Below are 25651 nucleotides of genomic sequence, written 5' to 3'. Positions count from 1 at the left end.
GCAGCCCGCCGCCGGCGCTACAGTCAGGCCGATCGGAGCGAGCAGAGGAGCGGGCGTGGCCACCATCGAGGACGTCGCCCGCGCGGCCGGGGTGTCGGTCTCGACCGTCTCCTACGCCCTCAGCGGCAAGCGCCCGATCTCCGTGGCCACCCGGGAGCGGATCCAGCGTGCGGTGCGCGAGCTGGACTACCGCCCACACGCCGGCGCCCGCGCGCTGGCCTCCAGCCGCACCGACGTGCTGGCCCTGGTCGCCCCGCTGCGGGTGGACGTCAACGTGCCCGTGATCCTGCAGTTCGTGGCCGGGGTGGTCACCCGGGCCCGCACCCACCACAAGGACGTGCTGCTGCTCACCAACGACGACCCGTCGAGCCTGGACCGGGTGGTGGCCGGCTCGATGGTGGACGCCGTCGTGGTGATGGACATCGAGACCGACGACCCGCGGCTGCCCGAGCTGCGCGCGATGAAGCAGCCGGCGGTGCTGATCGGGCTGCCGGGCGACCCGGGCCCGCTGAGCTGCGTCGACCTCGACTTCGCCGCCGTCGGCCGCACTGCGGTGCAGCACCTGCTGGCCGCCGGACGCCGCCGGATCGGTCTGGTCGGACCCACGCCGGTGGTGCGGGCCCGGCACACCTCCTTCGCCGACCGGCTGCTGCACGGCTACGCCGACGCCCTGGCCGAGGCCGGGCTGGAGCCGCTGGAGACCGCCGCCGAGGGCACCCGCCGCGGCGGGATCACCGCCGTGGCCGAGCTGCTGGAGCGCCACCCCGACCTCGACGCCGTGGTGGTGCACAACGAGGGTGCGCTGCCCGGCGTCATCGAGGCGCTGCGCGAGGGCGGGCACGACGACCGCGCCCTGCTCGCGGTCGGTCCGGCCGACGTCGTGGCGGCGCTGCCGGTGGACTGCGACTGGATCGAGATCCCCGCGGCCAGGATCGGCGAGCTCGCAGTCGACATGGTGGTCGACCGGCTGGAGGACGGCCGCGGCCCCGAGGTCCGGCTCCTCCCGCCGACCCTGGCCCGTCACCGCGTCACCCCTTGATGGCGCCGAAGATGACGCCCTTGGTGAAGTGGCGCTGGACGAAGGGGTAGACCAGCAGGATCGGCACGGTGGCCAGCACGACGACGGCCATCTTGATCGGCATGCCGGCGACCGCGCCGCTGGCGGCCTGGCCGGGGTCGGCCCCACCGGGCAACGAGGCGCCCTGCAGCACGTAGGAGCGCAGCACCAGCTGCAGCGGCCACTTGGCGTTGTCGTTGATGTAGAGCACCGCGTTGAAGAAGGCGTTGAAGTAGCCCACCCCGTAGAACAACGCGACGACGGCCAGCACGGCCCCCGAGAGCGGCATCACGATCCGCAGCAGGATGCGCCACTCCCCCGCACCGTCGATGCGGGCGGCGTCGAGGATGGCGTTGTCGATCCCCATGAAGAAGTTGCGCAGGATGAGGATGTTGAACGCCGACACCGCCGTCGGCAGGATCAGCGCCCAGTAGCTGTCGATCAGCCCCAGCCCGCTGACCAGCAGGTAGCTGGGGATCAGCCCGGCGGAGAAGAACATCGTGATGAGGAAGACGAACAGCAGCGGGGTGTGCAGCAGCGAGCCCGGTCGCGACAGCCCGTAGGCGGCCAGCACCGACACCAGCATCGACAGCGCGGTGCCGACCACGGTGATCCCGACGCTGACGACCGCGGCCCGGGTGACGACGCCGCCGGAGAGGATCTGCCGGTACGCCTCCAGGGTCAGCTCGCCGGGGATGACGACCAGGCCGCCGGCGCGCAGCGTCTCGGCCTGGGTCGAGAAGCTCGTCACCACCACGGTGTAGAGCGGGAACGCGACGACGAGCACCACCAGCGCCAGCACGACGCCCTTGAGGCCGAGGCCGACCGGGTGCGGGTCCTCCTCCCACACCGGACGCCCGTTGGCGCGGCGCCGGCGTCGGCGCGAGGGGTGCAGGTCGTCGTGGCGCTGCGGCGCCCCGGGCCCGACGCCGGTGCGGCGGGCGGTCGCGGTGACCGCGGCGGGGGCGGTCTGGTCTCCGATCTGGGCGCTCATCGCTGGTACACCCCTGCCTCTCCGAACACGTGGGCGAGCTTGTTGGCGCCGAGCACCAGGACCAGGCTGACCAGCCCCTTCGCCAGGCCGGCGGCGGCGGCGAAGCTCCAGTCGCCGTAGACCACGCCCTGGTAGTAGACGAAGGTGTCGACCACCTCCGAGACCTCCGCACCGACGGCGTCGCGCTGCAGGATGAGCTGCTCGAAGCCCACCGTCAGCGAGTCACCCAGCCGCAGGATGAGCAGCAGGATCACCACCGGGCGCAGCGCCGGCAGGGTGATGTGCCACATCCGGCGCCAGCGGCCGGCGCCGTCGGAGGCCGCGGCCTCGTGCAGCGCCGGGTCGACCGTGCTGAGCGCGGCGAGGAAGATGATGATCCCCCAGCCGGCGTCCTTCCAGACCGCCTGCAGCGTGATGAGCAGCAGGAAGGTGTCGGGGTTGGTCATCAGGTCGAAGCCGCTGTAGCCGTTCTCCCGCAGGGTCTGCGAGATCAGCCCGGCCCCGCCGAGGATCTGCTGGAAGATCGTCACCACCAGCACCCAGCTGAAGAAGTGCGGCAGGTAGACCACCGACTGGATGAACACCCGCACCCGCGGGGAGATCACGCTGTTGAGCAGCAGCGCCAGCGCGATCGGGATGGGGAAGAAGAACACCAGCTGGAACGCCGTGATCGTCAGCGTGTTCAGCACCGCGTTGAGGAAGGCGGGGTTGGTGAACACCCGGGCGAAGTTGTCCAGCCCGACGAACGGGCTGTTGAAGAAGCCCGAGTACGGCGAGTAGTACTGGAACGCCGCGATGTTGCCCAGCATCGGCAGGTAGGCGAAGACGGCGAGCAGGGCGATCGCCGGCAGCGTCATCAGCACCAGTGCGCGGTCGCGCCGCCAGCGGGTGGCGAGCGTCCGGCGGCGCGGGGCCGGGGCCGCCGACGTCTCCTCCGGGGCCCCGGACGCGTCCGCCCGCTGGCCGGAGGTCGTGGTGGGCGCGCTCACTGCTGGTCCAGCAGACCTTGGTAGAACGCCCGCAGCTCCTCACCGCCGGAGCTCCGCCAGTTCTCGACCGCGGCGTCCAGGTCGTCCAGGCTCTTGCGCCCGCGCGGGATGTCGGCCTCGAGGTCCTCGAAGGGCTGGGCGAGCGAGGCGTACTGCGGCGGCTCGGTGATCTGGACGCCGTACAGCGGCGGCTCCTGCAGGTACTGCGCGGCGTCGGCCATCCAGCTGCAGTACTCCTCGACGAAGCCCGGGTACTGCACCTTGGCCTCCACCACCGGCGGGTCGGCCAGGAAGATGTAGGTCGGCTGCAGCTCGACGGCGGCCAGCTCGGTGGGCTGCGGGACGCCGCCCGGGCCCGGGGTGTAGTGCACGCCCTCGACACCGTTGTTGATCACCGAGAACTCCTCGGTGCCGAACGGGGCGGCGAGGACGTTGGCCGAGGCGAGGATCTGCTCGATCATCGAGGTGTCGTCGGTCTGCTTGACGAAGGAGAACATGCTCGCGCCGGGGCCCCGCCACAGGATCGGCTGACCACCCTGGCCGGCGAACGGGGCGAACGCCTTCTGCGAGTAGTCGGGGTTGTTGGCCAGGTTGTCGCGCAGGGCCTCGTGCCAGCCGCCGACGCCGTCGGCGAGCAGCAGCGAGCGGCCGGACTGGAAGCGGGCCTTGGCCTCGCTCTCCTGGGCGGCGACCGCGTCCGGGTGGACGACCCCGGCCTCGAACATCTGGCGGTTGAAGTCGAGGGCGGCGCGGTACTCCTCGGTCTCGACCCGGTGCACCAGCCTGCCGTCGACGACCTTCCACTTCGGCGGGACGCCGAAGGCGATGGCGATGGCCGACCACAGGTCCTCCGCGGCCCACCGGTTCGCCCCCGGGTCGTTGATCTCCTTGGCCAGCGCCAGCAGCTCCTCCGCCGAACCGACCTGGGGGTCGATGCCCCGCTCGGCCAGCAGGTCGTCGCGGTAGTACAGCGCGTCGCGGATCGGGGTGTCCGGGTAGGGGATGCCGTAGAGCTTGCCGTTGAAGACGCAGGAGCGCCACGCGTCGGTCGGGATGTTGGCCAGGTTCGGGTACTTGCTGACCGCGTCGCCGGCGAGGTAGGGGGTGAGGTCGGCGAAGACGTTGCCCACGATCTCCGAGCCGAAGCGGCTGGGGAAGTTCCACTGCGGGATCTGCACCCAGTCCGGGACGTCGCGCGGCGAGGCCAGCACGGTGGCGAGCTTGTCGGCGTAGACGTTGCCGTCGGTGATCTGGAACTCGATGGTGTTGCCGATCATCTCGTTGACGGCCTCGTAGTACTGGTTGCCGTCGGCCGGGGGGATGGTGCCCCACAGCGGCGTCATCGCCCGGATGGTGCGGCCGTCGCCGGGCGGCGTGGTCACCGAGCGGACGAGCTCGGTGGGGAGGCTGGTGTAGCCGGGCACCGAGCCGTTGACGCCCGGGATGTCGGGCTCGGCGATGGTGATCGGGATGTGGCGGGGCAGCACCTCGGTGCTGACGGCGACCTGCTCGGTCGGGGCGGCGGTGCCGCCTCCGCAGGCGCTGAGGCCGGGCACGGCGAGTGCGCTGAGGCCGACACCGGCGGCACCGAAGAGCGTGCGCCGGTTGAGGACGATGCGGGCGGGTGCGGGACGGTGCGTGCTCATGTCACTTCCTTGTGAGAGATGCCGACGACCCATCTTGTCGTCGAAGCGCTTCGATGGTGGACTGTAGGCCGCCCGCCGAACCGAACGCAAGCCCCTGCTCGAGGAGGAGCCCCATGCCCCAGGACTGGTCCCCACGCGTCCGCGAGCTGCTGGGGTCGCTCAGCACCGAGCAGAAGGTCGCGATGCTGCACCAGCACCAGCCCGCACTGCCCGAGCACGGGCTGGCGGACTTCCACACCGGGCAGGAGGCCCTGCACGGGGTGGCCTGGATCGGCGAGGCGACCGTCTTCCCCCAGGCGGTCGGGCTCGGGGCCAGCTGGGACGCCGACCTGCTGGAGCGGGTCGGCGCCGTCGTCGGCACCGAGCTGCGCGCGCACCACGCCAAGGACCCGGCGGTCGGTCTCAACGCCTGGGCGCCCGTGGTCAACCCGCTGCGCCACCCCGGCTGGGGCCGCAACGAGGAGGGGCTCAGCGAGGACCCGCACCTGACCGCCGAGCTGGCCACCGGCTACGCCCGCGGGTTGCGCGGCGACGACGAGCGGGTGTGGCGGTGCGTGCCGACCCTGAAGCACCTCAGCGCCTACAACGTCGAGGACCACCGCGACGTGCTGTCGGTGCAGGTGCCGCCGCGGGTGCTGCACGAGTACGAGCTGCCGGCCTTCCTCGGCCCGGCCCGCGCCGGGGTGGTCGGGGCGGTGATGCCGTCCTACAACCTCGTCAACGGGCGTCCGGCGCACCTGGACGCCGAGGCGATCGAGGCCGTCCGGGAGGCGGCGGACGGGCTGCTGGCGGTGGTCTCCGACGCCTACGCGCCGGGCAACGTGGCCTCGGTGCAGCTGCCCGGGCTCGACCCGGCCGGGGCCTACGGCCTGGTGCTGCGGGCCGGCGTCGACTCCTTCACCCAGGACGCCGCCGACCCCGGCCCCACCCGGCGGCACCTCACCGAGGCGCTGGAGCGCGGCGTCATCACGGTCGCGGACGTCGACGCCGCCGTCGGCCGGCTGCTCACCCTGCGCGAGCGCACCGGCGAGCTCGACCCGTCCACCGACCCCTACGCCTCGATCGGGCCCGACCAGATCGACCTCCCCGAGCACCGCGCGCTCGCCCGCGAGGTCGCCGGACGGTCCGTGGTCGTCCTGACCAACCCCACCGTCCTGAGCCGGTCGGAGGGCGAGAACGCCACCCCCGACCGCGTCCTCCCGCTGCCGCCCGACGCCTCCGTCGCCGTGGTCGGCCCGCTCGCCGACCGGGTGCTCACCGACTGGTACAGCGGCACCCCGCCCTACGCGGTGTCGGTGGCCGACGCCTTCGCCGAGCGGGGTCCGACCCGCACCGCCGACGGCCTGGACCGGGTGGTGCTGCGCGTCCAGGGCACGCCGGGGTGGCTCGGCGTCGACGAGCACGCCCGGGTGCGGGCCGGGGAGCGCTCGGCGGCCACCGCCTGGGCCCTGCAGGACTGGGGCGACGGGCTGCTGACGCTGGACTCCGGACGCGGGCTGATGGGCAGCCGCGACGGGCGCACCGTGGACGTCCACGCCACCCGGGTGGGCGGCTGGGAGGTGCAGGAGAGCTTCGCCACGCAGGTGCACGCCGACGGGTCGTGGTCGCTGCTGCACCTGGGCACCCGGCGCTGGCTGTGGTCGCGGCCCGACGGCGTCATCGAGGCCGGCGCGGCGCGGATCGGGCAGGCGGCCCGGTTCGAGGTGACGACGGTCGCCTCCGGGACGGCCGAGGCGGTCCGGCTCGCCCGGGAGAGCGATGTCGCCGTGGTGGTGGTCGGCAACGACCCGCACCTCAACGGCCGCGAGACCGCGGACCGGCCCTCACTCGAGCTGCCGCCGGCGCAGGCCGAGCTGGTCCGCTCGGTGGCGGCCGTCCAGCCGCGGGCGGTCGTCGTGGTGGTGTCGAGCTACCCCTACGTGCTCGACGACGACCTCGCCGCGCTGCCGCTGGTGTGGACCAGCCACGGCGGGCAGGAGCTCGGCCACGGCGTGGTGGACGTGCTCACCGGGGCGGTGGAGCCCAGCGGGCGGCTGCCGCAGCCGTGGCCGCTGCGGCCGTCGGACTGCGGGGGGATCACCGACTACGACCTCGAGAGCGCCCGGCAGACGTCGTGGTGGTCGCCGCACGCACCCCGGTTCGCGCTGGGGCACGGGCTGCACTTCGGCGACGTCCGCTACGGGACCGTGACCGCCTCGGTGGTGGGCGACGAGGTGGCGCTGGAGGTGGCCCTGGTCAACCACGGCGCCCGGACGGCCCCGGAGCTGGTGCAGGTGTACCACCGGGTCGAGGTGCCGGGACGAGAGGGCCCGCGCCGGCTGGTCGCGCACACCCGGGTCGAGCTCGCCCCCGGCGAGGAGCGGACGGTCACGCTACGGGTGCCGCGGGAGCGGCTCACGCTGTGGGACGTCACCGCCGACCGGTTCTGGCTGCCCGGCGGGGAGCACCGCTTCGAGGTGGGCGCCTCGGCCGCCGACGTCCGCAGCCGGGCGACGGTGGAGCTCGCGGGGGACGAGGCGCCGTGCCACCGCCCGGCCCGGCGTCCGGTGCGCGCCGAGTGCTGGTCGTGGTGCGAGGGGCTGGAGCTGGCGCCGCGGGAGGTGCTGAGCGGGTCGGTGCTGCGTCCGGTCGCCGGAGGGGGTCGGGCCGGCTACGGCCCGGTGGACGTCGACGGCCTGGACGCGGTGCGGCTGGTGCTGCGCCGACGCGGACCGGGCCGGGTCGAGGTCGCCGCCGCCTGGGTCGGCGGTTCGGAGGTGTCGGTCGGGGCGGAGGGCGACGGGCTGCCCGAGGTGGTGCTCCCCCGGCCCGGGCAGGTCGGGCAGCCGGCCGAGCTGGAGGTGGCGCTGTCGGGTCCGGTCGAGCTGGTCGAGATCAGCGCGGTGGGCGGGGCCCGCTGACCTCTCACTCCCGCCGGCGCTGGCCTCACACCCCTTCGTCACCCCGCACCCATGCTGCAGCAGGTGTGCGGGGCGACGGAGGTGTGTGCCGGTCGGATCCTGATCGCGGGGGCGCTCGGGCTCGGACGTCGCTGGGCGCCGTGGAGCGGTACCTGTCGTCCCCGAGGCGGGAGGCTCCGGGATCGGCTCGGCCAGGACCGGAGTCCTCGCCCGCCTGAGCACCGCCCACTCGAGGCACTGATCGGCACTGGACGCACGTCTGAGCCTGAGCAGCGCCCACTGGGAGCACCCATCAGCGCCAGACGCCGCTCAGGGTCCGAGCACCGCCCGCTCGCAGCACCCCTCAGCACCAGACGGGCCGCGGGCTGAACACCGCCCACTCGAGGCACTCGTCGGCACTGGACGCATGCCTGAGGCCGAGCAGCGCCCACTGGGAGCAACCATCAGCGCCAGACGCCGCTCAGGGTCCGAGCACCGCCCGCTCGCAGCACCCCTCAGCACCAGACGGGCCACGGGCTGAGCACCGCCCACTCGCGGCACTCGTCGGCACTGGACGCATTGCCCTGGAGCCGAGCGATGCCCGCTCGGTGCGCCCATCAGCGTCAGACGATCGCTCACCGTCTCGAGCGCCGCCCGCTCGCAGCACCCCTCAGCACCAGACGGGCGGGCTGAGCACCGCCCACTCGCGCCACTCATCGGCACTCGACGCGCGTCTGAGGCTGAGCACCGCCCACTCACAGCAGGCCTCACGCGCGATCTTCCTTCCCGCCCGAGCACCACCCCTCGGCGCGCGGCTGGGCGGGAGCCACACGTCAACGCCTGAGCACCACCACTCGGCGCCCTCGCGGCCTCAGCCGCAGGCGAGGGGCTGAGCGCCACCAACCCGCGGGAGGGTCTCAGCGGGAAGTGCGCCGCGCCGGCGGTCGGCTGATGAAGCCGAGCAGCTGCTCCAGCGGGCCGCGTCCGGCCAGGCGGCGCCAGAGCCAGGCCAGCAGCAGCGAACCGACCGTCAGCGCGCCAACCACCACCCAGTGGTCCTCGCCCAGCGGGACGCCGAGACCTCGGGTGAGCAGCCAGAGCACCAGCACCTGGGCGACGTAGACCGTCAGCGGCATCGACCCGACCGCGGCCAGCGGTGCGCCCAGCCGGACCAGCAGCCGGCGCGGGGACGCGGGCAGCCACGTCGTGAGGGCGATCAGGGCCAGCGCCACGGCGAGCATCGCGGCGACGTTGCCGGCCACCGTCAGCGAGGTCGCCACCGCGAACCGCTCCACGCCGCCGGTGGCGATGCCGATCGCCACTTGCCGCGGCGGCACGAGCTGCGCCCCGAGCGGCAGCGCCACCGCGGCCACGGCCGCCGCGACCGCCAGGCCGACCAGGGTCGCCCGACGCCGTCCCAGACCGAGCCGGACCAGCGCCACCCCGAGCAGCAGCGTCGGCGCCCAGATCAGCACCGGGTAGGCGCCGGTGACGAACCACTCGACGACGATCCCCCACGGCTCGACCTGCTGCGCCCGCACCGCCCGCACCTGCGCCAGCGCGGCCGCCACCCCGGGCAGCAGCAGGACGCCGCCCACCCCGAGCCCCAGCAGCACCCGCGCCGGCAGGAACACCAGCGGCAGCACGACGAGGAAGGCCACCCCGTACTCGTCGAGGATGATCCGCACCGGCGTGTCCAGCGTGGTCAGCAGCGCCCCGAGCACCAGCAGGCACAACGCCCGGATCGCGATCTCCAACCGCAACGCGGCCCGCCCGGGCACGGCCCGACCCGTCGCTCCCCCTGCGCTGTCGGCGGACCCAGCCCCAGCGCGCTGAGCCGGTCGAAGCGCCTCGGAGTCGGCATCCGTGCGATGAGCTCGCCCTTCGACAGGCTCAGGGCGTTGTGGTCGGCTCTGCTTGGCAGCTGCGGCCTCGCGCGGGTCGGGGGACGTCACCGAAGCGCGCTGAGCCTGTCGAAGCGCGACCGACCCGTGCCCGACCCCCGACCCCTCCTCAGCGCCTCCAGCTCGTCGGGACGTGGGCCGGCAGCGGGCCTGGGTGAGCAGGCCCAGACCGAGGCCGGCGGTGACGGCGAAGAGCAGTCGGGAGCGTTCGGCGGCGACGTCGCGGACCAGCGCCTCCCACAGCTGCACGTCCCCGGTCGGGGCGGCGTGCGCGACGAACATCCCGAGCACGGCCAGCCCGCGCGCGAGGTCGACGCCGACCAGCCGGGACCGCGGCTCGGGGCGGTCCGGGGCAGCCGGACCCGACGTCGTCATGGGCCCACTGTGCCGTCCCGGCCCCAACGGCTGCCGCAGTAGGCTCGGCGGGTGACCCGCTCCGCCCCGCTCCGCCTGGTCCGCGGCAGCGACCCTGAGCTGCCGGAGGCGCTGCGGCAGGCGCTGGCCGGCGGACGTCCGCTGGCGGTGCTGCCCGACGACGACACCGCCGCCGCCCGCGCCGTGGCGGTGCTGCGGCCGGAGCAGCCGGTCGACGCCGACGTCGCGGTGGTGGTGGCCACCTCCGGGTCCACGGGCGAGCCGAAGGCGGTGGTGCTGCCGGTCGGGGCGGTCCGGGCGGCGGTGGCCGCGAGCGAGGACCGGCTGGGACGGGCGGCGTCCTGGACGTCGGTGCTGGCGCCCTCGGCGGTCGGCGGGCTGATGGTGCTCGCCCGGGCGGTGCTCACCCGTGCCGTCCTGCGCCGCCGCTCCGCCGACCTGGCCGACCCGGCCCTGGCACCGGAGGGAGACGGTCCGCACCTGCTGTCGGTGGTGCCGACCCAGCTGCACCGGGTGCGCGACGACCCCGCCGCGCTGGCCCGGCTCGCCCGCTTCGAGGCCGTCCTGGTCGGTGGCGCGGCGGTCGACCCGGGCCTGCTCGACGACCTCCGTGCCGCGGGTGTCCGCCCCGTCACCACCTACGGCCTGAGCGAGACCTGCGGCGGCTGCGTCTACGACGGCGTCCCGCTGCGCGGGGTCGAGGTGGTCGCCGACGCCGACCAGCGGCTGCGGATCACCACCCCGACCGCGTTCGCCGGCTACCTGCACCGTCCCGATCTGACCGCCGAGGTGCTGGTCGGCCCGCGCACGGTGCTCACCAGCGACCGCGGCCGCCTCGACGACGGCCGGCTGAGCGTGCTGGGACGTCTCGACGACGTCGTCGTCACCGGCGGCATCAACGTCGACCTGGCTCAGCTGGAGCGCCAGCTGCGGGCCGTCCTCGGACCGGTCGAGGTCGCCGTCACCGCCCGCCCCGACCCCGAGTGGGGGACGCGGATCGTGGCCGTCCTCGAGGAGGGCAGCCCGTTCGAGCTGGACGCCCTCCAGCAGCGGCTGCGGGCCCTGGTCGCCGACGCCGCCCTGCCCCGGGAGCTGCTGCGGCTCCCCTCGCTACCCCGGTTGCCGGGAGGAAAGGTGGACCGGATGGAGCTGCGCCGACTGGCCGCGGACGTCGCGGGGGCCCGGCGGTGACCGCCACCGTCGAGCGCAGCCGCGCCGCCCTCTGGGTGGCCGGGGCGCGGCCGCGCACGCTGCCGGCCGCGGTGGCCCCGGTGCTGGTGGGCACCGGGACGGCCGCCTTCGCCGGCTCGCCGCGCTGGGGGCTGGCCGTGCTCGCGCTGCTGGTCAGCCTGGCGCTGCAGGTCGGCGTCAACTACGCCAACGACTACTCCGACGGCGTCCGCGGCACCGACGCCGACCGGGTGGGCCCGCTGCGGCTGGTGGGCTCGGGTTCGGCGAGCCCCGCCGCGGTGAAGCGGGCCGCGTTCGCCGCCCTCGCCGTCGCCGCCCTGGCCGGGCTGGCCGTGGTGGTGCTGTCGGGGCAGTGGTGGCTGCTCGCGGTCGGCGCCGCCGCGATCGCCGCCGCCTGGTTCTACACCGGCGGGCCGCGGCCCTACGGCTACGCCGGCCTGGGCGAGGTGTTCGTCTTCGTGTTCTTCGGCCTGGTCGCGGTGTGCGGCACGACCGTCGTCCAGACCGGCCGGGTGGACGCCGCCACGGTGGTCGGCGCGGTGGTCATCGGCTCCCTCGCCTCGGCCCTGCTGGTCGCCAACAACCTCCGCGACATCGTCGGCGACCGCGCCGCCGGGAAGCGGACGCTGGCGACCCGGCTGGGTGACCGCGGCACCCGCGTGCTCTACGCGGCCCTGGTCGGCGTCGGCGCCGTCGGCGTGGTGGTCGTGGCCGCGCTCACCACGTGGTGGGCGCTGCTCGGCCTGGCGATGCTGGTCCCCGCGGTGCCAGCCGTCCGCACCGTCCTCCGCGGTGCCCTCGGCCGCGACCTCATCCCCGTCCTCGCCCGCACCGGCACCACCGAGCTGCTCGCCGCCCTCGGCCTCTTCGCCGGTCTGCTCCTGGGCTGACCGCCGTCCTGGGCCCGGCACCCTGAGCCTGTCGCCCGTCCGCACACGAAGCTGCTCTCGACGGGGGTTTGCGGCCGACCCGCGAACTATGCTTCGCCCATGCTCCGGTACCTGCCGCTCTTCATCGCCCTGGCGCTGATGGTGTACTGCGTCATCGATGTCGCCCAGTCGGAGGCCGACCGGATCCGCAACGCCCCCCGCTGGCTGTGGCTCACCGTGATCGTCGTGGTGCCGATCATCGGCCCGATCTGCTGGCTCCTGCTCGGACGCCCGAAGGCCGACGGCGGCGGGGGCGGCGGCTACGACCGTCCTCGCTACCCCGACGACGACCCCGACTTCCTGCGCCGGCTCTGAGCTGCCTCCCATGACCGAGCCCGACTGGGTGGAGCACGCCCTGTGGTGGCACGTCTACCCCCTCGGCGCTGCGGGCGCTGTGCCCGGACCTCCCGCCCACGCCGCGCCGCGCGGGCTGGACCGCCTCGAGCCGTGGCTCGACCACGTGATCTCGCTCGGGCTCTCCGGGATCGCGCTCGGCCCGGTCTTCCGCTCCGCGACCCACGGCTACGACACGCTCGACCACCGCGTCGTCGACGAGCGGCTCGGGGGCGACGCCGCCTTCGACCGGCTGGTCGCCGCGGCGAAGGACCGCGGGCTGCGCATCGCGCTCGACGGCGTCTTCAACCACGTCGCCGCCCAGCACCAGCGCCAGGACTGGCTGCTCCGCGACGAGCGCGGTGAGCCGGTGCCGTTCGAGGGCCACGGCGGGCTGCTCACCCTCGACCATGGCCGCGACGACGTCCGCGCCGAGGTGATCGACATCATGCGTACCTGGCTCGACCGCGGTGCCGACGCCTGGCGGCTCGACGCCGCCTACGCGACGCCGCCCGACTTCTGGGCCGCGGTGCTTCCCGAGGTGCGCCGCACCCACCCCCACGCGTGGTTCTTCGGGGAGGTCATCCACGGCGACTACGCCGACGTCGTGCAGACCTCGACCATGGACTCGGTGACGCAGTACGAGCTGTGGAAGGCGATCTGGAGCAGCCTCGCCGACAGCAACCCGCACGAGCTCGCCTGGACCCTCGGGCGGCACGCCGACCTCGTGCAGCACTTCGCGCCGGTGACGTTCCTCGGCAACCACGACGTCACCCGCCTCGCCTCCCGGTTGGACGACCCCGGCCTCGTCGCCCTGGCGGTCGTCGCGCTCCTGACGCTGCCGGGGACGCCGATGGTCTACGCCGGCGACGAGCTGGGCTCCACCGGCGTCAAGGAGGAGCGGTTCGGCGGCGACGACGCCGTCCGGCCCGAGCTGCCGCCGGCGCCCGAGGCCGGTGACGAGGTCATCCGGGGCACCTACCACCACCTGATCAGCCTGCGGCGCCAGCACCCGTGGCTGCACCGCGCCCAGCTCGAGGTCGAGGAGGTCACCCAGGAGCACCTGGTTTACCTGGTGAGGTCCGGCGAGGAGGCCCTGCGCGTCACCCTCGGCTTCGCGGCACGCTCATGGGGCGTCGACACGGTCTGAGCGCACGGAGGACGTCGGTCGTCGTCCGCCACCCTCGACCGCGGCGGGTCACCGGCGGCGGAGCACCTTCCGGGCGGCGTCGGCGATGCCGTCCGGTGACATGCCGTAGCGGTCGAGCAGGAAGCCGGCCGCACCCGTGGGGGCGAACTCGGGGATGCCGAGGATGCGCATCCGCGTCGGGTGGTGCTCCACGACCGTCTCCGCCACGGCTCCCCCGAGACCACCGGCGCGCGTCGCCTCCTCGGCCGTGACGATGCCCTCCGTCTCCCGGGCGGCCGCGACGACGGCCTGCACGTCGACCGGCTTGACCGTCGGCATCGAGAGGACGCGCGCCTCGATCCCCTCCTGCGCCAGCTGCTCGGCCGCCGCCAGCGCCCGCCACAGCACGGTGCCGTTGCTGATCAGGGTGACGTCCTGACCGTCGCGCAGCGTCACCGCGCGACCCGGGACGAACTCGTAGTCCTCGCGGTAGACGACCGGCACGCCCATCCGGCTCACCCGGATGAAGACGGGCCCCTCGGTGGCCGCGGCCCAGCGCATCGCTGCCGCCGTCTCGACCGGGTCGGCGGGCACCACCACGGTGAGGTTGTCGATGGCGCGCAGCCAGGCCAGGTCCTCGATCGAGTGGTGGGTGGGACCGAGCTCGCCGTAGGCCACCCCCGGGCTCATCCCGCACAGCTTGACGTTGTGGTCGGAGTAGGCGACGTCGGCCTTGATCTGCTCGAGCGCCCGCGCGGTGAGGAAGCAGGACGCCGCCGACACGAACGGGATCCGGCCTCCGCTCGCCAGACCCGCCGCCACCCCGACCATGTCCTGCTCGGCGATGCCGACGTTGATGAGCCGGTCGGGAAAGGCCTTCTTGAAGGCGTCGAGCTTGGACGAGCCGACCGAGTCGTTGACGACACCGACGATCCGGTGGTCGGCACGCGCGAGATCGGCCAGCGTCTCGACGTAGGCGTTGCGGCAGTCGTGCCGCGGCTCGTCGGCGATGGATCCCGTCTGCGGGGCCTTGGCGGTGAGGGTCATGCGGGCCTCCTGGCGTCGCGGTCGGGGGCGAGGGCGTCCAGCTCGTCCAGGGCCTGCTGGTACTGCTCGGCGTCAGGGACCTTGTGGTGCCACTTGACGTTGTTGCTCATGAACGAGATGGGGTGCCCCTTGTGGGTGTGGGCGATGACGAAGGTCGGCTTGCCTGGTCGGAACGGCACCGCCGAGAGGACGTCGAGCAGCTCGCCGTGGTCGTGCCCGTTGACCTCGACCACCGAGAACCCGAATGCGGCCGCCTTCGCGTCCAGCGGGTCGAGGTCGTTGGTCTCGCGGGTGGTGGCGCCCTGCTGGAGCCGGTTGCGGTCGACGATGACGGTGAGCGAGTCGAGCTCGTGCTGGGAGGCGGCCATCATCGCCTCCCAGTTGCTGCCCTCCTGCAGCTCCCCGTCGCCGGTGAGGACGAACGTCCGACGACGAGAGACGTCCAGCTTGGCCGACAGCGCGTGGCCCACCGCGATCGGCAGCCCGTGGCCCAGCGGCCCGGTGTTGGCCTCCACCCCGGGCACCTTGACCCGGTTGGGGTGGCCGTTCAGCCGGGACAGCGGCTGGAGGAAGGTCGCGAGCTCCTCGACGGGGAGGAACCCGAAGGTGGCGAGCGTGGTGTACAGCGCGCCGGCGACGTGGCCCTTGGACAGGATGAACCGGTCTCGCTCCGGGTCCTCGACGGTGGCCGGGCTGACGTCGAGCACCGCCCCGTAGAGCACGGTGAGGATGTCGATCGCGGAGAAGTCCCCGCCGATGTGCCCCGCACCGCCGTGGTGCACCAGCTTGAGGTCCTGGATGCGGATCTGGCGGGCCACCTCGGCCAGGTGGGCGACCTGGTCCTCCCGCCGTGCCGAGGAGTCGAGCCGTCCGAGCACCGGCATGGTCACCTCGTCGGTGGTCAGGCCGGGCATCAGCCCGCCTCCACCATCGAGGTCAGCAGCACCTTCTGCACCAGCCGCTGCGCGGCCAGGGCGTCGTGGGAGGTCTGCGCGGCGGCCAGCGCCTCCTCGTCGAGGGCGTCGAGCGCACGGTGCAGCGCCTTGAGGAAGTCGACCGCCTGCCGGGCCGCCTGCACCGGGTCCTCCCGGAAGGGGAACTGGTCGAGCTGCCACACCCCGTCCCAGCCGTTGCGCCGCAGCACGTGGAAGAACTCGAAGGTCTCGACCAGGTGCACCGAGCCCACGACCATGTCGTCGTCCCAGCCGCGGTAGTTGTCGTTGACGTCGATGGCGAAGAGCCGACCGTGGTCGATGCACAGCTGGGCGGCGTCGGCGGGCGTCTCCAGGCCGTACAGCGAGTGGCCGAAGTCGAGCAGCACCCCCAGGTTGTCGTGACCGACCTCCTGGATGGCCAGCAGCGTCCTGGCGGCACTGGGGAAGATGATCTTGTTGCGCGGCTCGCGCGGCTTGTACTCGATCACGAAGCGCATGTCGGGGTGCGCCCCGACGAGCTCGCGGAGCCCGTGGACGGCCTGCTGCCACACGTCGCGGTAGCTGACCTGGAACGGGTAGTCCCACCCGTCCTGGCCGAACCACAGCTTGACGTAGTCGCAGCCCAGCTCCTGCGCGACGGCGGTCGCCTCGTGCAGCATCTCCAGCGCCTTGGTCCGGACGGCGGGGTCGGGGTTGGTCAGCGAGCCCTTCATGAACTCGCGGGTGTAGATCTCCGGGGTGATCGCCACCGCGCGGAGCCCGTTGCGGGTGAGCGCGGAGCGGACGTCCTCGGTCGTGCCCTCGAAGCCGACGAACGGCCAGTTGAGGTCGACCACGGAGAGCTCGCCCACCGCCCCGGCCCGGTCGATCTGCTCCAGCAGGCCGACCGGTTCCCCGTAGCCGTCGGTGGCGTAGCGGTCCTTGTAGGTGGCGAAGTGCCAGATCCCGGCACCGAAGGTCGGTAGGTCGGTCATCGTGGGGTCCTCCTAGGTGTGGGAGTGGATGGGCGCTGGGGGCTCAGCCCTTGGTGGCGCCGGCGGTGAGCCCGCTGACGATCCAGCGCTGCAGGAAGGTGTAGGCGACCAGGATCGGGACGACGGCGATGAGGATGCCGGCGGCCAGACCGGTGTTGTTGTTGGAGAACTGCCCCTGGAAGTTGAGCAGCCCGACCGGGATCGTCTTGTTGGCGTCCGAGCTGAGCAGGATGAGCGCGAAGAGGAACTCGTTCCAGGTCGACACCGCGTCGAGGATGAACACGGTGACCAAGGCGGGCAGCGAGAGCGGCAGGACGATGGTGAGGAAGATCCGCCAGGGGCCTGCGCCGTCGATCTTGGCGGCCTCGATGATCTCGTCCGGCAGCTGGCGGAAGAACGACTGCAGCACCAGCACCTCGAACGGGATCCCGAAGGCGAGGTAGGGCCCGACCAGGCCCAGCAGGCTGTCGGTCGCGCCGAAGCTCCGGGTCATCACGAAGACCGGCACGATGGTGATGTAGACGGGGATCGTCAGGCCGAGGAACACGGCGTACATCACGACCGCACCGAACCGCAGCCGCAGCTTGGCCAGGGCGTAGGCGAGCATCGCGGAGATGAAGACGCCCACCGGCACCTTGAGCAGCAGCAGAACGGCGCTGTTGCGGTAGGTGGCGGCGAAGTTCCCGATGGCCCAGGCGTCGGCGAAGTTCTGCAGGGTGAAGGTCCCGGGCCACGACAGCGCACCGTTGGCCACGAAGTCCGACAACGGGCGGAGGGCGGTGATGACGAGCAGGGCCAGCGGGGAGATCCAGAACAGGGCGACGACGGCGAGCACCACCGTCGCGACCAGTCCCCCGCTCCGCCGGCGCGGCCGGCCCAGGTCGCCGGGGCGGACCTCCGCCTCCGGCAGGGCTGCGGCCGGGGCGAGCTGTGCGGAGCCGCTCATGCGACGTGCTCCTTCGTCTGGGACCGGACGTAGGGGATGCCGACAGCGACGGCCACGACGGTGATGACCACCGCGATCGCGGTGCCGTAACCGGCCTGGTAGTACTGGAAGACGTTGAAGTACATCCAGGTACCCATCACCTGGGTGGCGGTGCCGGGCCCGCCGTAGGTCATGGCGTAGACCAGGTCGAAGACCTTGAACGAGTCGATCAGCGACAGGGCGAGCACGATGTAGTGCGCCGGCCGCAGGCTCGGCATCGTGATGTGCCAGAACTGCTGCCACCGGGTGGCGCCGTCGACCGTGGCCGCCTCGTACATGTCGGCGTTGATGCCCTGCAGCGCGGCCAGGTAGAGCAGCATCGGGAAGCCGACCCTCAGCCAGATCGCGGGCACCATCGTCGCCCCGAGTGCGGTCGAGTCCTGGCCGAGCCACGGCTGGGCCAGGAAGTCCAGGCCGACCGCGTCGAGGGCGGCGTTGATGGCCCCGTACTCGGGGTTGTACAACCAGCCCCAGATCGAGGCGACCGCCACCAGCGGGAGCACCGCTGGGGTGTAGAAGATCAGCCGCAGCACCGGCTTGGCGCGCACGGGTCCGTTGAGCAGGATGGCCAGCGCGAGCCCGATGACCACCGGGAAGACGATGGTGACGACCGTCCAGGTGAGGTTGTTCGCCACCGCCCGCGCGACGACCGGGTCCGACGCCATGGCCAGGTAGTTGTCGAGGCCGACCACCTCGTAGGTGGGGCTGAGACCGTCCCAGTCGGTGAAGCTGAACCACAGCGAGGACAGCGCGGGGTAGATGAGGAACACCGCGTAGACCGCCAGGGCGGGCAGGGCGAAGGTCCAGGCGACCAGGCCGCCGCGTCCGGGGGACCGGCGGCGGCCGCCGCCGGGGGCGCGCGCGGCCGGGACGCGCGCGCCGGTGGTGAGGGTCGAGGACGTCATCGCGGGGTCAGCCCTGCGCCCAGGTCGAGACGACCTCCTGCATCCCCTTCGCCGCGTCGGCCGGGCTGGTCCTGCCCTGGAGGACGTCGCTCTGGATGGCGAAGTACTGGTCGGCCTGCTGCTTGGGGAAGGCCTGGTCCTGGATCGTGTAGAAGGGCTGCAGGCCCTGGCCCTCGGCCCACTCGGCCGCCAGCGGCTGGGTCTGCGGGTCGGGCTCGGCACCCTTGACCGTCGAGGCGCCGATCTTCATCGCCTGCTGCGCCTCGGGCTGGAGGATGAAGTCGAGCAGCGCGGCCGCCTTGTCCGGGTTCCCCGAACGGGCGTTGACCATGTAGCCCTCGACGAAGCCGGAGTGACGCTGCGGCTCGTGGTCGGTGGGCAGCGCGAAGACGCCGAAGTCGGCCGAGTCCGCGCCCGCGGACTGGATGGCCTGGGCCTCGGTCCAGGGGCCGGTGATCGTGTAGGCCTGCCGGCCCTGGACGTAGCCGGGCTCGACGTCAGCCGGGTCCAGCCCGACGGCGCCGTCGGGCAGCCACCCCTCGTCCTGCCACTTCTTGAAGTTGGTGAACGCGGTGACCACCTCGGGCCGGTCCCAGCTCTCCGCGCCGACCAGCAGCTGGTCGTGCAGCTCGGGTCCGGCGGCGGTCTCGAGCAGGTACTCGAAGAGCCGCATGATGTGCCAGCCGTACTTGCCACCGGTGGCCAGCGGCGTCATCCCGGAGTCCAGCAGCCGGGCGTTGACCTCCTCCAGCTCGGCGTAGCTGGTGGGCGGACCCTCCACCCCCGCCTCCTCGAAGGCGGCCTTGCTGTACCAGGCACCGAGGCCGAGCGCGCTGAAGGGCACGCCGGCACGGACGCCGTCGAAGGTCATCCCCTCGATGGCGGCGGTGTTGATCCGGGAGTCCCAGCCGTACTGCTGGTAGTACGGAGTGAGGTCGAGGGCCTGCTGGGCCTCGGCGAACGGGGCACCGATCTGACCGCCCCAGATCCGCCAGATGTCGGGCCCGGAGCCGCCGAGGAGCTCGGTGCGCAGCTTGTCGGGGAAGACGGCCGCGCCGGAGCCGGGCAGCGAGTCCACCGCGGTGGTGGTGCCGTTGGCCTCGTCGAAGGCCTTGACCTGCTCGCGCAGCAGCCCGATGGTCGTGTCGTCCTCGTAGGTGAAGAGCCGCAGCGTGTTCGAGCCCCCGGACCCGGAGCCCCCGGGCGATCCGGCGGGAGCGGTGCCGGTGCAGGCGGACAGGCCGGCACCGATCGCGGCCGCCCCGGTGAGCCCGAGCAGGCCCCGACGGGTGAGTCCAGTCATGTCAGTCTCCTTTGTCTGATGCTGGGTGCACGTCCGGACCCAGCCGGACGGTGGTGTCAGTCCCGGCCCTGCACCGGGACGGTGGTGGTCGGCTGGACGCCCTCGCGCCCGAACCGACGGATCTTGGCGAACATGTCCTCGAGCAGGTAGCGCACGTCGACGGTGTCGAACACCTTGACCGGGTGCCCGGCCCCGGGCAGGTAGCCGCCCTCGCGGCTGAACCGGGGCGAGGGCCTGGTGCGCGCCACCCCACCACGGGGGTTCAGCACGAGCGAGATGGCCGGGGAGTCGCCCAGCGAGCGGTGCTCGATGGGCTCGCCGTGGTGCGAGGCATTCCACTCCACCAGCTGGCAGATGAGGTAGTCGGCCAGCGGACTGGTGCCGCCGATCTTCTCCTCCAGCTCCGCGTAACCCACCGAGACCATGGAGTAGACCGGCGCCGGCACCTGCCACAGCGTGATCCCGGAGTCGAAGACCACGTTGGCGGCCGGGATGTCGTTGCGGAGGTTGAACTCGATCCCCGGGTAGGCCCAGTCGACGTCGTAGCCCATGCCGCCGATCCACACGACGACCACCGGCCGGTGCACGATCTCGGGGTCGAGCAGGATCGCACTGGCCATGTCGGTCAACGGGCCCAGGAAGGTCACGAACAGCGGGTCGTCGGGAGTGGCCAGCCGGCTCTCCTCGACGATCAGCCGGGCCCCCGGCGAGTCGGCGGGGGTGGCCTCGTCCGGGATCGCCGCCGCGGCACCGTCGGCCACGACCACGTCGGGTCGGCCGAGCAGGTCCAGCAGCAGGTCCACCTCGGCGCGGGACTCGGCCAGGCTCTGGTCGGTCCGCTCGGTGCCGAAGTGCGCCGGGACCACCCCGCGCACGTCCAGGGTCGGCGACAGCAGCGCGTGCACGATCGCGTACTGGTCGTCGGCCTCGTTCTTGGCGTCGGTGTCGATGATCACTCGTCGTCGAGCCGTCACATCTCGTCCTTCGGTAGCCGTTGCATAATCATTCAGTACCCGTATATTCTCTCACCCATCGGCGTCCCGTCAAGACTGGGTCGCCCCCGAGCAGAGGGAGTCGACGTTGACCCACGTGCTGGCCATCGACCAGGGCACCACCAACACCAAGGCCGTCCTGGTCGCCGCCGACGGCTCGATCACCTCCACCGGCGCCGCCGGCGTCTCCGTGCAGCACCCCGCACCAGGGCACGTGGAGCAGGACGCCGAAGAGCTCTGGGCGAGCGCCGTCCGGGCCGTCGGCCGCTGCCTGGACCAGGCGCCGGACGTCGCCGTCACGGCGCTGGTCCTCTCCACCCAGCGGGAGTCGGTGCTGGCCTGGGACCGGCGCGAGGGCCGACCGCTCGGACCGGTCGTCGGCTGGCAGGACGAGCGGACCGCGGCCTGGTGCCGGGACACGGTCTCCGAGGCCGAGGAGGAGCTGGTCCGCTCGCGCACCGGGCTGCGGGTCGACCCGATGTTCTCGGCACCGAAGATCGCCTGGCTCCTCTCCCAGCCGGCGGCGTCCGACCCCTCACGGGTCTGCGTGGGCACGGTCGACTCGTGGCTGCTCTGGCGGCTGACGGGCGGCGACCGTCACGTCACCGAGGCGGGGAACGCCTCCAGGACGCTGCTGTACGACATCGCGGAGCTGGGGTGGTCGGCCGAGCTGCTCGACGTGTTCGGCGTCCCGCTCGGGGTGCTCCCGCAGGTGCTGCGCTCCGACGGCGACTTCGGCACCACCCGCGACGTCCCGGGCCTCCCCGACGGCGTGCCCGTGCTCGCCGTCCTCGCCGACTCCCACGCGGCCCTGCTCGGCCAGGGCTGCACCGTGCCCGGCAGGCTCAAGGCCACCTACGGGACGGGGAGCTCGGTGATGACCCCGGCACCGGGTCTGGCCACGGACGACTCCGGCGTGCCCTCCACCCTGGCCTGGCTGACCGAGGCGCCGACGTACGCCCGCGAGGGCAACATCCTGGCGTCCGGAGCAGCGCTGGCCTGGACCGGCCGGCTGCTCGGGCTCGACGTGCCGGCGCTGCTCGAGCTGGCCGCCTCGGTCCCCGACTCCGGCGGCGTCACCCTGCTCCCCTCCTTCACCGGCCTCGGGGCGCCGCACTGGCGGCGCGGGGTGCGGGCCGCGATCACCCAGCTCGACGCCGGCAGCGGCCGTGCGCAGGTGGCTCGCGCCGCGGTGGACGCCGTCGCCCAGCAGGTCTGCGACGTCGTCGAGGTGGTGGACGCCGACGTCCCGGTGGGCACCGTCCGGGCCGACGGCGGGGCCACCGCCTCGCAGCTGCTGATGCAGTCGCAGGCCGACCTCCTGGGGTGCCAGGTGCAGGTCGCCGACGTGCCGGAGGTCTCGGCCTACGGCGCAGCGGTCCTCGGCTGGCGGCGGCTCGGCGTGGAGCTGCCGGTCCGCCCCTCCCGCCGCACCTTCGTCCCCCAGATCACCGACGAGGCGCGCCGCGAACGGCGGGGACGGTGGCAGCAGGAGGTGCGGCGACTGACCTCGGCCGCCGGGTCATGACCGATACAGCCGCCGGGTCATGACCGATACAGTCGGGGCCTCTGCCACCGAGGAGGCACTGTTGGCGAACGCAGCCGGGACCGCTGGTGCCCCGGACGGCCAGGTCCGACTGATGACCAAGATCGCGCACCTGTACCACGAGCAGAACCTGCGGCAGAACGAGATCGCGGCCATGCTGCACATCTCGCAGGCCAAGGTCTCCCGGCTGCTCAAGCGAGCCAGTGAGGTCGGCATCGTCCGCACCGTGGTGGTCCTCTCCCAGGGTGTGCACACCGACCTCGAACGCGCCCTCGAGGAGCGCTACGGGCTGCTCGAGGCCGTGGTCGCCGACGTCACCGGTGACGAGGTGGCGGTGCTCGCCGGTCTCGGCTCGGCCGGGGCCAGCTACCTGGAGGCCACGCTGTCCGGCGGTGAGCGTATCGGGGTCTCGTCCTGGAGCCAGACCCTGCTGGCCGTCGTCGACCGCCTGCGGCAGCGACGGGCCTCCGGTGCGGAGTCGGTCGTGCAGCTCGTGGGCGGGATCGGCGCGGGCGCCGCGCAGGCCCAGGCGAACCGCTTGCTCAGCGAGTTCGCCCACCTCGTCGGCGCCAGCCCGTCCTACGTCCCCGCGCCCGGTCTGGTGGGAGGTGCGGCGATGCGCCGCGACCTGATGGCCGAGCCGGCGGTGCGCAGCGTGACCGCCAGCTGGCCGGACCTGACGATGGCGCTGGTCGGCATCGGCAGCCTGCAGCCCTCGGAGCTGCTGCAGCGCAGCGGCAACGCCATCGACCCCGCCGACCAGGCGGCACTGCTCGAGCTGGGCGCCGTCGGCGACGTGTGCCACCGCTTCTTCGACGCCTCCGGCCGCCACGTCAGCAGCGAGCTGGACGCCCGCGTCGTCGGGATCGACCCCGACAGCTTCCGGACGATCCCGCGCCGGATCGGCCTGGCCGGGGGCGAGCGCAAGCACGAGGCGATCCGGGCGGCCGTCCTGGGACGCTGGGTCAACGTCCTGCTGACCGACCTCAGCACCGCCCGGGCCCTGCTGGCGGACTGACCCGTCCCGTGACCTGACAAGGAGTCCCGTGCCAGCCCAGCAGCCCACCACCGCACCCCAGTGGCAGCAGGTCGAGATCACGCTGACCGGCCCCACCGCCGACAACCCCTACACCGACGTCGACCTGTGGGTCGACTTCACCCACGACAGCGGCGACACGCTGCGCCGACCGGCGTTCTTCGACGGCGGCACCACCTGGCGGGTGCGCTTCGCCTCCACGCTGTCCACCGGCCGGTGGACCTGGTCGGCGCACGGGCACCCGGCGGTCGACGGGACGGTCGGTGAGCTGGCGGCCGCCCCGCCGAAGCCCGGGTCGCACCCCGCGACCCGGCACGGGTTCTGGCGGCTCTCCCCCTCCGCGCGCACGCTCGAGCACGCGGACGGCACCCCGGTCCTCGTCGTGGCCGACACCGCGTGGGCACTGCCCTGGCGGGCGACCCCGGAGGAGGTGGTCGACTACGCCCGGCACCGCAGCGCGCAGGGGTTCAACGCGGCGCTGCTGATGAGCGTGCAACCGGACATGCGGGCGACCGGACCACGGGCCCGGGGGGTCGACGAGGGCTTCGACACCGGGTTCGACGACCTGCCCGGAGGACGCCTCACCCAGCTGCGGGTCGAGTACTTCCGCACCCTCGACGAGCTGACCGGGCTCCTGGTCGACCACGGGATCACCCCCGTGCTGCAGCCGGTCTTCCACGGCTTCGGCTGGAAGGGGCTCGACGTCGCCGGCCCGGTGGTGCCGCCCGAGGACTACGCCCGCTACTGCCGCTACCTGGTCGCCCGCTACGGCGCACGTCCGGCCGTCTACCTCGTCGGTGCGGACGGAGCCGGCACCGAGCCGCAGATCGAGGCGGGTGGGGAGGAGGTCGAGCGGCAGGACTGCTACGGCCAGCCCACCGGCATCCACTACCGGCCGCACGCCCGCAACGACGCCCACCACGCCGCCGCCTGGCTCGACTTCCAGTGGTGCCAGACGGGTCACGCCGGTGAGCACGTGCCCGAGCGCCTGGCGACCATGTGGGCACAACGGCCGGTGAAGGCGGTGATGAACGGCGAGCCGACCTATGAGCACACCGGCGTGCGCGGGCGCGCGGCCGGCTGGTGGCAGGGCCACGAGGCATGGCAGAACCTCTGCGCCGGCGGCGTGATGGGCGTGGCCTACGGCGCGGGCAGCCTCTGGCAGTGGGCGGTCCGGCCCGATGAGCCGGGGCAGTCGGAGTTCTTCCTGGCGCCCGGTGCCGGCTGGCGCGAGGCCCTGCAGTTCGAGGGTGCGGGCTACGTCGGTCTGGTCGGCCGCATCCTCGCCGGGCTCCCCATCGCCGGCCTCCAACCCTGCTGGGACGTCTCCCTCACCACCCGCGGCCTGCTCGACCCCGGCGTCCTCTACATCGGCTACGCCGAGCACGGCGGGCCATGGCGGTTCCTGGACGCCGACGGCCGCGTCCCGTCGCGGTACTGGCTGGTCGACCCGACCACCGGGAGCGTCCTCGACAGCGGCGAGAGGCCCGGCGACGGCGGGGTCATCGAGTCCGAGGTCGGGGCCCCGCGCGTCCTCCTCTGCAGCGAGGTGACCCCGCCGTCCTGCGCCTGAGCTCCCGGCCCGGACGCCGCCGTGGGTCAGGCGGCGGGGAAGTCGGTCGCGGCGGCGCTGTCGCGGTTGGCGTCCAGCGTCTCCTGGAGGGTCTGCACCTTGGCGGTGGCGTAGGCGTGGGCGTCGGAGCCGAGCAGCTGGCGCAGGCCGGCCGGACCGGTGCCCTCGACCACCCGGGCGATGATCGCCGCGGCACCGCGCTCGGGGTCGCCGAGCTGGGAGCCCTGCAGCTCCAGGTGCTGCTGGACCATCGCGCGCAGGGCCGGGTACTCCGCCTCGGTCTGCTCGGGCAGCGCCAGGGAGTCGCGGGTGAGGAAGGAGGTGCGGAAGTAGCCGGGCTCGATGACGCTGACGTCGATACCGAAGTCGGCGACCTCCCCGGCCAGCGCCTCGCTCATCGCCTCCAGCGCGAACTTGCCCGCGCAGTAGAGGCCCCAGCCCGGCACGGCGGTCAGGCCGAGCACCGACGAGACGTTGACGACGTGCCCGCTGCGCCGGCGACGCATGACCGGCAGGGCGGCCCGCAGCACGTTCCACACGCCGACCACCTGCACGTCGAGCATCGCCCGGACGTCGCGGTCGGTGGTCTCCTCGACGGCGGCGAGGAAGCCGTAGCCGGCGTTGTTGACGACGACGTCGAGGCCGCCGAAGTGCTCGACGGTCCGCTCCACGGCCGCGGTGACGGCCTGCTCGTCGGTCAGGTCGACCGCGAGCGGCAGCAGCCGGGAGGTGTCGACGCCCTCACCCAGCGCGCCGGTCAGCCGCTCGACCGAGCGGGTGGTGGCGGCGACGGCGTCCCCGCGCTGCAGCAGCTGGCGGACCAGGGACAGGCCGAGGCCGCGAGAGGTGCCGGTGACGAACCAGGTGGCGGGACGGTCGGTGGGGTAGCTCATGATTTCTCCTCCAGGGTGTCGGGTGGCGACGCCGTT

21 protein-coding genes are annotated in these 25651 nt (G+C 73.2%); 9 read left to right on the top strand and 12 right to left on the bottom strand.

Annotation, left to right across the window (positions count from 1 at the left end; genetic code table 11):
* The first annotated feature begins 55 nt into the window (after nucleotides 1-55).
* Nucleotides 56-1039 (top strand): LacI family DNA-binding transcriptional regulator, encoded by a 984-nt coding sequence (locus DT076_RS09430; RefSeq protein ID WP_114126429.1) that lies wholly within the window; start codon nucleotides 56-58, stop codon nucleotides 1037-1039.
* Here the strand turns inward: DT076_RS09430 and DT076_RS09425 are convergent.
* The 3 genes from DT076_RS09425 to DT076_RS09415 are packed head-to-tail and all read right to left on the bottom strand — an operon-like array spanning nucleotide 1029 to nucleotide 4686.
* On the bottom strand, nucleotides 1029-2051 hold the full coding sequence (locus DT076_RS09425; RefSeq protein ID WP_114126428.1) for a carbohydrate ABC transporter permease: 1023 nt from the start codon (nucleotides 2049-2051) through the stop codon (nucleotides 1029-1031). The genes DT076_RS09430 and DT076_RS09425 overlap by 11 nt on opposite strands.
* Nucleotides 2048-3040: an ABC transporter permease gene (locus tag DT076_RS09420; protein ID WP_233493826.1), complete on the bottom strand. Its 993-nt coding sequence runs from the start codon at nucleotides 3038-3040 to the stop codon at nucleotides 2048-2050. The genes DT076_RS09425 and DT076_RS09420 overlap by 4 nt, the downstream gene beginning before the upstream one ends.
* On the bottom strand, nucleotides 3037-4686 hold the full coding sequence (locus DT076_RS09415) for an extracellular solute-binding protein (protein ID WP_114126427.1): 1650 nt from the start codon (nucleotides 4684-4686) through the stop codon (nucleotides 3037-3039). The genes DT076_RS09420 and DT076_RS09415 overlap by 4 nt, the downstream gene beginning before the upstream one ends.
* Before the next feature lie 113 nt (nucleotides 4687-4799).
* Between DT076_RS09415 and DT076_RS09410 the strand changes: the two genes are divergently transcribed.
* A complete protein-coding gene (locus DT076_RS09410) occupies nucleotides 4800-7586 on the top strand; it encodes a beta-glucosidase family protein (RefSeq protein ID WP_114126426.1) in 2787 nt (928 codons plus the stop codon).
* A gap of 896 nt (nucleotides 7587-8482) precedes the next feature.
* Here DT076_RS09410 and DT076_RS19180 read toward each other — a convergent pair.
* Complete coding sequence (locus tag DT076_RS19180; RefSeq protein ID WP_147264113.1) at nucleotides 8483-9844, bottom strand: DUF418 domain-containing protein; 1362 nt, start codon at nucleotides 9842-9844, stop codon at nucleotides 8483-8485.
* Nucleotides 9845-9895: 51 nt separating this feature from the next.
* Here DT076_RS19180 and DT076_RS09400 point away from each other — a divergent pair, with 51 nt between their 5' ends.
* From DT076_RS09400 to DT076_RS09385, 4 genes are all read left to right on the top strand, one after another.
* The gene (locus tag DT076_RS09400; protein ID WP_114126424.1) at nucleotides 9896-11035 is read left to right on the top strand and encodes an AMP-binding protein; all 1140 of its coding nucleotides are present in this window, start codon (nucleotides 9896-9898) and stop codon (nucleotides 11033-11035) included.
* A complete protein-coding gene (locus tag DT076_RS09395; RefSeq protein ID WP_114126423.1) occupies nucleotides 11032-11925 on the top strand; it encodes a 1,4-dihydroxy-2-naphthoate polyprenyltransferase in 894 nt (297 codons plus the stop codon). The genes DT076_RS09400 and DT076_RS09395 overlap by 4 nt, the downstream gene beginning before the upstream one ends.
* A gap of 99 nt (nucleotides 11926-12024) precedes the next feature.
* Entirely contained in the window at nucleotides 12025-12279 is a 255-nt protein-coding gene (locus DT076_RS09390; RefSeq protein WP_114126422.1) for a PLD nuclease N-terminal domain-containing protein, read from the top strand.
* A 10-nt stretch (nucleotides 12280-12289) separates the two neighbouring features.
* Nucleotides 12290-13447 carry an alpha-amylase family glycosyl hydrolase gene (locus tag DT076_RS09385; RefSeq protein ID WP_114126421.1) on the top strand — a complete coding sequence of 386 codons (1158 nt, stop codon included), beginning with the start codon at nucleotides 12290-12292 and terminating at the stop codon, nucleotides 13445-13447.
* A gap of 48 nt (nucleotides 13448-13495) precedes the next feature.
* On the opposite strand, the gene DT076_RS09380 is transcribed toward DT076_RS09385, so the two are convergent.
* The 7 genes from DT076_RS09380 to DT076_RS09350 are packed head-to-tail and all read right to left on the bottom strand — an operon-like array spanning nucleotide 13496 to nucleotide 20549.
* Nucleotides 13496-14473: a transketolase family protein gene (locus DT076_RS09380; RefSeq protein WP_114126420.1), complete on the bottom strand. Its 978-nt coding sequence runs from the start codon at nucleotides 14471-14473 to the stop codon at nucleotides 13496-13498.
* Nucleotides 14470-15387: a transketolase gene (locus tag DT076_RS09375; RefSeq protein ID WP_199539086.1), complete on the bottom strand. Its 918-nt coding sequence runs from the start codon at nucleotides 15385-15387 to the stop codon at nucleotides 14470-14472. The genes DT076_RS09380 and DT076_RS09375 overlap by 4 nt, the downstream gene beginning before the upstream one ends.
* Nucleotides 15387-16382, bottom strand: coding sequence for a sugar phosphate isomerase/epimerase family protein (locus DT076_RS09370; protein WP_114126419.1), 996 nt, complete (start codon nucleotides 16380-16382; stop codon nucleotides 15387-15389). Before DT076_RS09370 ends, DT076_RS09375 begins: the two co-directional genes overlap by 1 nt.
* 43 nt (nucleotides 16383-16425) lie before the next feature.
* A complete protein-coding gene (locus DT076_RS09365) occupies nucleotides 16426-17328 on the bottom strand; it encodes a carbohydrate ABC transporter permease (protein WP_114126418.1) in 903 nt (300 codons plus the stop codon).
* Nucleotides 17325-18272 carry a carbohydrate ABC transporter permease gene (locus DT076_RS09360; protein WP_114126417.1) on the bottom strand — a complete coding sequence of 316 codons (948 nt, stop codon included), beginning with the start codon at nucleotides 18270-18272 and terminating at the stop codon, nucleotides 17325-17327. Before DT076_RS09360 ends, DT076_RS09365 begins: the two co-directional genes overlap by 4 nt.
* Before the next feature lie 7 nt (nucleotides 18273-18279).
* On the bottom strand, nucleotides 18280-19575 hold the full coding sequence (locus DT076_RS09355; protein ID WP_114126416.1) for an ABC transporter substrate-binding protein: 1296 nt from the start codon (nucleotides 19573-19575) through the stop codon (nucleotides 18280-18282).
* Nucleotides 19576-19631: 56 nt separating this feature from the next.
* Nucleotides 19632-20549, bottom strand: a complete 918-nt coding sequence (locus DT076_RS09350; RefSeq protein ID WP_114126415.1) for a nucleoside hydrolase — start codon at nucleotides 20547-20549, stop codon at nucleotides 19632-19634.
* A 115-nt stretch (nucleotides 20550-20664) separates the two neighbouring features.
* Here DT076_RS09350 and DT076_RS09345 point away from each other — a divergent pair, with 115 nt between their 5' ends.
* The 3 genes from DT076_RS09345 to DT076_RS09335 all read left to right on the top strand — a co-directional run bounded on the left by DT076_RS09345 (nucleotide 20665) and on the right by DT076_RS09335 (nucleotide 24722).
* Nucleotides 20665-22095, top strand: coding sequence for an FGGY family carbohydrate kinase (locus DT076_RS09345; RefSeq protein ID WP_233493865.1), 1431 nt, complete (start codon nucleotides 20665-20667; stop codon nucleotides 22093-22095).
* Between the two features lie 112 nt (nucleotides 22096-22207).
* Entirely contained in the window at nucleotides 22208-23131 is a 924-nt protein-coding gene (locus DT076_RS09340; RefSeq protein WP_199539085.1) for a sugar-binding transcriptional regulator, read from the top strand.
* Between the two features lie 28 nt (nucleotides 23132-23159).
* Nucleotides 23160-24722, top strand: coding sequence for an apiosidase-like domain-containing protein (locus DT076_RS09335; protein WP_114126412.1), 1563 nt, complete (start codon nucleotides 23160-23162; stop codon nucleotides 24720-24722).
* A gap of 26 nt (nucleotides 24723-24748) precedes the next feature.
* Here DT076_RS09335 and DT076_RS09330 read toward each other — a convergent pair whose 3' ends face one another.
* The gene (locus tag DT076_RS09330) at nucleotides 24749-25615 is read right to left on the bottom strand and encodes an SDR family NAD(P)-dependent oxidoreductase (RefSeq protein ID WP_114126411.1); all 867 of its coding nucleotides are present in this window, start codon (nucleotides 25613-25615) and stop codon (nucleotides 24749-24751) included.
* Nucleotides 25616-25651 lie beyond the last annotated feature (36 nt).

Source organism: Desertihabitans brevis (genome assembly GCF_003327535.1).
GTDB classification, from domain to species: Bacteria; Actinomycetota; Actinomycetes; order Propionibacteriales; family Propionibacteriaceae; genus Desertihabitans; species Desertihabitans brevis.
The sequence above is the reverse complement of the archived record's forward strand: the minus strand, read 5'-3'. Positions and strand labels throughout refer to the sequence as shown.